The sequence below is a fragment of the Bradyrhizobium sp. 142 genome, assembly GCF_023074015.1.
Lineage (GTDB): Bacteria > Pseudomonadota > Alphaproteobacteria > Rhizobiales > Xanthobacteraceae > Bradyrhizobium.
Genome location: NZ_JADPKQ010000332.1, coordinates 37,147 through 43,289, shown reverse-complemented (window position 1 = coordinate 43,289; position 6,143 = coordinate 37,147). Strand labels below are relative to the sequence as shown.

General features: G+C 65.6%; 2 protein-coding genes. One reads left to right on the top strand and one right to left on the bottom strand.

All coding sequences use genetic code 11. From position 1 onward, the window contains the following. Positions 1-532 precede the first annotated feature (532 nt). Positions 533-2,803: a cation:proton antiporter gene (locus tag IVA82_RS31275; RefSeq protein ID WP_247493683.1), complete on the top strand. Its 2,271-nt coding sequence runs from the start codon at positions 533-535 to the stop codon at positions 2,801-2,803. Between the two features lie 179 nt (positions 2,804-2,982). Here IVA82_RS31275 and IVA82_RS31270 read toward each other — a convergent pair whose 3' ends face one another. Continuing rightward, positions 2,983-6,141, bottom strand: a complete 3,159-nt coding sequence (locus tag IVA82_RS31270; protein ID WP_247383759.1) for a multidrug efflux RND transporter permease subunit — start codon at positions 6,139-6,141, stop codon at positions 2,983-2,985. Between the last annotated feature and the right edge of the window lie 2 nt (positions 6,142-6,143).

The following is a 6,143-nucleotide window of genomic DNA, read 5'->3' as shown; positions in this document are numbered from 1 at the left end:
CGCACGCTCCGGCGCCGCAGCCAGACCGATGGCATGAGGTGGGAGACGATCAGTCGCCTCGCCTGTGACTGCCTCCCCAGGCCCAACATCCGTCATCCTTGGCCGCGAGCACGCTTCGCCGTCACTCACCCGAGGTGGGAGCCGTATGCGGGAAAGCCGCACGTACGGATCTGTGCGGGGGGCGCTCAGCAATGAGCGTCCCTACCGCGACCGCTGCGCTCGCAATGACGGAGGAACTCGTAATGGCGGAGGATGAGGCGGCACTTCGCGTAAGCCACCCATGATGCAATTCTGCCGGTGTTTTGCCCGACGAGTCAAACGTCGGTGCGGCGAGAAAAGCTCGGCCGGAAAACCTCAACGTCATCAACGCCGTTCTACTTTGCATGGGGTGGTTTTCGACTTTTTTGCTTTCGCCCTCTCAAGCCGGCCGCGAGCGGCGGGAACCCGCTCCACCTCCCGCGGGTTCTACTCCCTCCGGCACTTGCCGGGACAGTTGAAGGGGCGGGACAGTTGAAGGGGGAAAGACACCTGCATGCAGTGGAGCCTGCTCCGACCGGTCGGCCTTGTCCCCGCGGCGCTTGTCCTCACCACCATTGCGGCCGGTGCCGAGGGCGGCAAATCGGCCGCTCCCTCCGAATTCCTTCTGGTGGCGCAGATCGTGCTGCTGATTGCCGTCGGCCGCGGCCTCGGCGAGACCATGCAGCGCATCGGTCAGCCCTCGGTGATGGGCGAGCTGCTCGCCGGCATCCTGCTAGGGCCGTCGCTGTTCGGCTGGATCTGGCCGGAGGCGCAGCAGGCGATCTTCCCCAGGGCGCCCGAGCAGAAGGCGATGATCGACGGCATCGCCCAATTCGGCATCCTGCTGCTGTTGCTGCTGACCGGCATGGAGACCGACCTCAAGCTGGTCAGGAAGGTCGGCAAAGCCGCGATCGCGATCTCGATCGCCGGGATCCTCGTGCCCTTCGCCTGCGGCTTTGCGCTCGGCGAGTTCCTGCCCGATGCGCTGCTGCCCAATCCGCAAGCCCGCCTGGTGGCCTCGCTGTTCATGGGCACGGCGCTGTCGATCTCCTCGGTGAAGATCGTCGCGATGGTCGTGCGCGAGATGAACTTCATGCGCCGCAATGTCGGCCAGATCATCGTCGCGACCGCCGTGATCGACGACACCATCGGCTGGATCATCATCGCTGTCATCTTCAGCCTGGCCTCGCAGGGCACGCTGGATGTCGCCTCCCTCGCCAAGGCGGTCCTCGGCACGCTCGCCTTCCTCGCCGTCAGCTTCACCATCGGCCGCCGGCTGGTGTTCCAGCTGATCCGCTGGGCCAACGACACGCTCGTCAGCACCGCTCCAGTCGTCACGGTGATCCTGCTGCTGATGGGCGCGATGGCGCTGATCACGCATCTGATCGGCGTCCACACGGTGCTCGGCGCTTTCGTCGCCGGCATCCTGGTCGGGGAATCGCCGATCCTGACGCGGCAGATCGACGAGCGCCTGCGCGGGCTGATCTCGAGCTTCTTCATGCCGGTGTTCTTCGGCCTTGCCGGGCTCAGCGCCGATCTGTCGGTGCTCCGCGACCCCAATCTCCTGATGCTCACCGGCCTGCTGGTCGTGATCGCCAGTGTCGGCAAGTTCGGCGGCGCGTTCGTCGGCGGCACCCTGGGCGGCCTGAACTATCGGGAGTCCCTGGCGCTCGCGAGCGGGATGAACGCGCGCGGCTCGACCGAGGTCATCATCGCGACCATCGGCCTGTCCATCGGCGTGCTCAGCCAGAACCTGTTCACGATGATCGTGACCATGGCGATCGTGACGACGATGGCGATGCCGCCGATGCTGCGCGCGGCGCTGGCGAAGCTGCCGACGAGCGAAGACGAGAAGGAGCGCCTGGAGCGCGAGAAGTTCGAGAAGCGCGGTTTCGTCGCCAATCTCGAACGTCCCCTGCTGGCGGTGGACGAGAGCGTCAACGCCACCTTCGCCGCACATATCGCTGGCCTGATCGCCGGCATGCGCGGCCTGCCGATCACCGTCCTGCATATCGGCAAGCGCGCCGAGGAGCAGGAGAAGGGCCGCAGCGCGGAGGAGAGCCACGAAGCCGTGGTGAAGAAGGCCGCCAGAGCCGTGTCGGCCCATGGCGAGGGCGACGCCGGCAGCGTCGATCTCGTCACGCGGACGAGGCGCGCGGAGCTCGGCGAGACCATCGCCGCCGAAGCGCGCAAGGGCTTTGATCTCCTTGTCGTCGGCGTCGGCAAGGTCACCTCCGCCGCCAAGGACCGCTTCGACCAGACGATCGAGGACATCGCCACCGGGTTCGAAGGTCCGCTCGCGATCGTGGCGGCCAAGGGCAAGCATTTGAAGCAGCCGACGCCGGTCGCCCTCAACATCCTCGTTCCCATCTCCGGCAGCGGCGTCTCGAAGCGCGGCGCGGAAGTCGCGGTCGCACTGGCACAGGCCGGATCAGGCTCGCTCCGGGTGATCTATGTGGCGACGACGCGGGACAAGGGCGCGCAGCGCGGCGCGTCCCGCGGGCTGAGCCAGGAGGAAGGTATCCTGAAGGACGCCAGCGACCTCGCCGCCCGTTACGACGTCGACATCACCACGACTTTGCGCGTGAACCGCGCGCCGGAAGCTGCGATCCTGCGCGAGATCGACACCACCGACGTCGATCTCGTGGTGATGGGCGTCGACCGCATCCAGGCGGATCATCTCTCCTTCGGCGGCGTCGCCGACGCCGTGCTCGGGCGGTCGAAGGTCTCGGTGCTGCTGGTGTCGAGCGGCGAGGCGCAGCAGGCGCCGGCGGAGAAGGCGTAGGCGCCAGCTATATCCGTCCGGGCGGTACGCTCCCTCTCCCGCCTGCGGGAGAGGACTGGGGAGAGGGTTGTCTCCGCAGCGAGATTCGCAATGAGGAGATAGCCCTCACCCGGCGCCGCGCACCGACCTCTCCCGCAAAGTGGGAGAGGTTGCAGCGAGCCCGGAGCAACACAAGGCTCCTAACTCTTTACCTCCGCCACCGGCTGCACCTTCGGCGCCTTCTTCGACGCGCGCCAGTTCTCGAAGCGCTGCACCACGACGAAGAAGGCCGGCACGAACAGCACCGCAAGGCAGGTCGAGGCCAGCATGCCCGAGAATACGGTGATGCCGATCGACTTGCGTGCACTGGCGCCGGCGCCGGTTGCGAGCACCAGCGGCACCACGCCGAGGATGAAGGCGAACGAGGTCATCAGGATCGGGCGGAAACGGGCGCGCGCCGCCTCGATCGCGGACTCCAGCACCGGCTTGCCGTCGCGCCCGTGCAGCTCGAGCCCGACCTCGACGATCAGGATGGCGTTCTTGGCCGACAGCGCGATCAGCAGGATCAGGCCAATCTGGCAGTAGAGATTATTATCGATCTTCAAGGCATTGAGGATCAGCATCGGCCCGATCAGCGACAGCGGCACCGCGAGGATCACCGAAATCGGCGCGTACCAGCTCTCGTACTGGCCGGCGAGCACGAGATAGACCAGCAGCATGGCAAGCCCGAACACCCAGTAGATCTGGTTGGAGACCGCCTTCTCCTGATACGACATCGCAGTCCATTCGAAGCCGGTGCCCGGCGGCAGCGTCTTGTCTGCGATCTCTTCCATCAGTTGCAGCGACTGGCCGGATGAATAGCCCTGCGCCGGCAGACCGACGATGGTCGAGGATGGATAGAGGTTGTACAGGCCGATCAGCGACGGGCCCGTCGCCGCCGTGATCTTGGCGACGGTGCCGATCGGGATCATGTCGCCGTTCGAGTTGCGCACCTGCATGTTGGCGATGTCGCGCTCGGTGACGCGGAACGCCGGATCGGCCTGGGTGTACACCTGGAACACGCGGCCGAACTTGTTGAACTGGTTGACGTAGGACGAGCCGAGATAGGTCGACAGCGCCGCGAACACCTGATCGGTCGTCACGTGCAGCGTCTGGGTCTTGATGCGGTCGATCTCGACGTTGAACTGCGGCACCGAAGAGCGGAACGAGGACTGCACCCGCTGCAGCGCGCTCTGGCTTTGGGCGTTAGAGACCATCGCACCGGTGATGGCCTGGAGCTTTGCGAAATCGCTGTTGCCGTCGCGCAGCTCGACCTGCATCGAGAAGCCGGCCGCGTTGCCGATGCCCTGGATCGGCGGCGGCGGCAGCACCAGCGTGCGCGCTTCCATGATGGTCGCGAGCTTGTCGTTCAGCCCGTACACCAGCGAGCGCAGGTCCTCGCCGGGTCCTTTGCGCGCCTCCCAGTCCTTCAGGATGATGTAGGCGACGCCGGCATTGGCCAGGCTCGCGCTGCTGTCGAGCGCGGAGATGCCGGCGATGGTGATGACCTGCTGGACGCCCAGCGTCTCCTTGATCAGCTCGCTCGCTCTGTCGAGCACCGTCTGGGTTCGCTCCAGCGCGGCGCCATCGGGCAGCTGCACGGCGGCGATCAGATAGCCCTGGTCCTCGATCGGCAGGAAGCCGGTCGGCACCCGCGAGAGGCCATAGCCGCCGATCCCGATCAGCACCAGTGCGATCGCAACCGAGATCGTGCTGTTCCTGCACAGCACGCCAATGAGCCGAGTGTAGCCCCGCTCGAGCCGGTTATAGACCGCGTTGAAGCCTCGGTAGAAGAAATTGCGCTGCTCCGGCGGCACCGTCGGCCGCAGCCAGAGCGCGCACTGCGTCGGCTTCAGTGTCGCGGCGTTGATGGCGCTGAGCAGCGCGGTCGCGGCGATCACCAGCGCGAATTGCGAATAGATCCGTCCGGTGAGGCCGGCGAGGAACGATGCCGGCAGAAACACCGAGATCAGCACCAGGGTGATGCCGACGATCGGCGCGAACAGCTGGTCCATCGCCTTGATCGCGGCGTCGTGGCCGTTCATGCCCTGCTCGATGTTGTGGGCGGCGCCCTCGACCACGACGATGGCGTCGTCGACCACGATGCCGATTGCCAGCACGATCGCAAACAGCGTCGACATGTTGATGGTGAAGCCGAGCGCCGCCATTGCGGCGAAGGCGCCGATGATGGTGACCGGCACCGTCGTCGCCGGCACCAGCATGGCGCGCCAGTCCTGCAGGAACACCAGGATCACGACCAGCACCAAGAGGCCGGCCTCGATCAGGGTCATGTAGACCTCGTGCACCGAGGCCTCGACGAATTTGGTGGTGTCGAACGGCGTGTCGTATTTGATGCCTTCCGGGAACCGCTTGGCGAGTTCCGCCATCTTCTTCTCGACGGCCTGCTCGACCTGGAGCGCGTTGGCGCCGGGCGATTGGAATACGCCGATGCCGGTGGCGGGCTGCTTGTTGAGCGAGAAGATCTGGCTGTAGGTCTGCGCGCCGAGCTCAACCCAGCCGACGTCGCGCACCCGCGTGACGTCGCCGCTAGTGCCTGATTTGACGATGATGTTCTCGAACTGGCCGGTGTCGTCGAGCCGGCCGTTGACGTTGAGCGTGTACTGGAATGCCTGGCCGGGTGGCGTCGGCGGCGCACCGACCTGGCCGGCCGAGACCTGCTGGCTCTGCTGCTGGATCGCCTGGATGACATCCTGCGGCACGAGGCCACGGACTTGCAGTTTGTTCGGATCGAGCCACACCCGCATCGAATATTGGCCGGCGCCGAACACCGTGACGTTGCCGACGCCGGGCAGGCGCGAAAGCTCGTCGCGGATGTTGATGGTGGCGTAGTTGCTCAAGTAGAGGCTGTCGAACCGGGAGTCCGGCGAGGTCAGCGTCACGAACAGCAGGATCGAGGTCGACTTCTTCTGGACGGTGACCCCTTGGTTCTGCACAGACGTCGGCAATTGCGACAGCGCGCTGGAAACGCGGTTCTGCACCAGTACCTGCGCGAAGTTGAGGTCAATGCCGATCTTGAAAGTGACGGTCAGCGTATAGGTGCCGTCGGAGCCGCTGTAGGACTGCATGTAGAGCATGTCCTCGACGCCGTTGACCTGCTGCTCGATTGGCAGGGCCACGGTGTCGATCACGGTCTTGGCGCTGGCGCCGGGATAGCGCGTCGTCACCTGCACCGTCGGTGGCACCACGTCGGGATATTGCGCGATCGCGAGGTTGAATAGCGCGACCCCGCCGATCAGGATCATCAGTAGCGCGATGACGTTCGAGAGGACCGGCCGCTCGATGAAGAATTTTGAGATCATGG

Bases quoted from the DNA above. Each gene is read 5' to 3' on its own strand.
- IVA82_RS31275 (WP_247493683.1), top strand. From the start codon at position 533: ATGCAGTGGAGCCTGCTCCGACCGGTCGGCCTTGTCCCCGCGGCGCTT.
- IVA82_RS31270 (WP_247383759.1), bottom strand. From the start codon at position 6,141: ATGATCTCAAAATTCTTCATCGAGCGGCCGGTCCTCTCGAACGTCATC.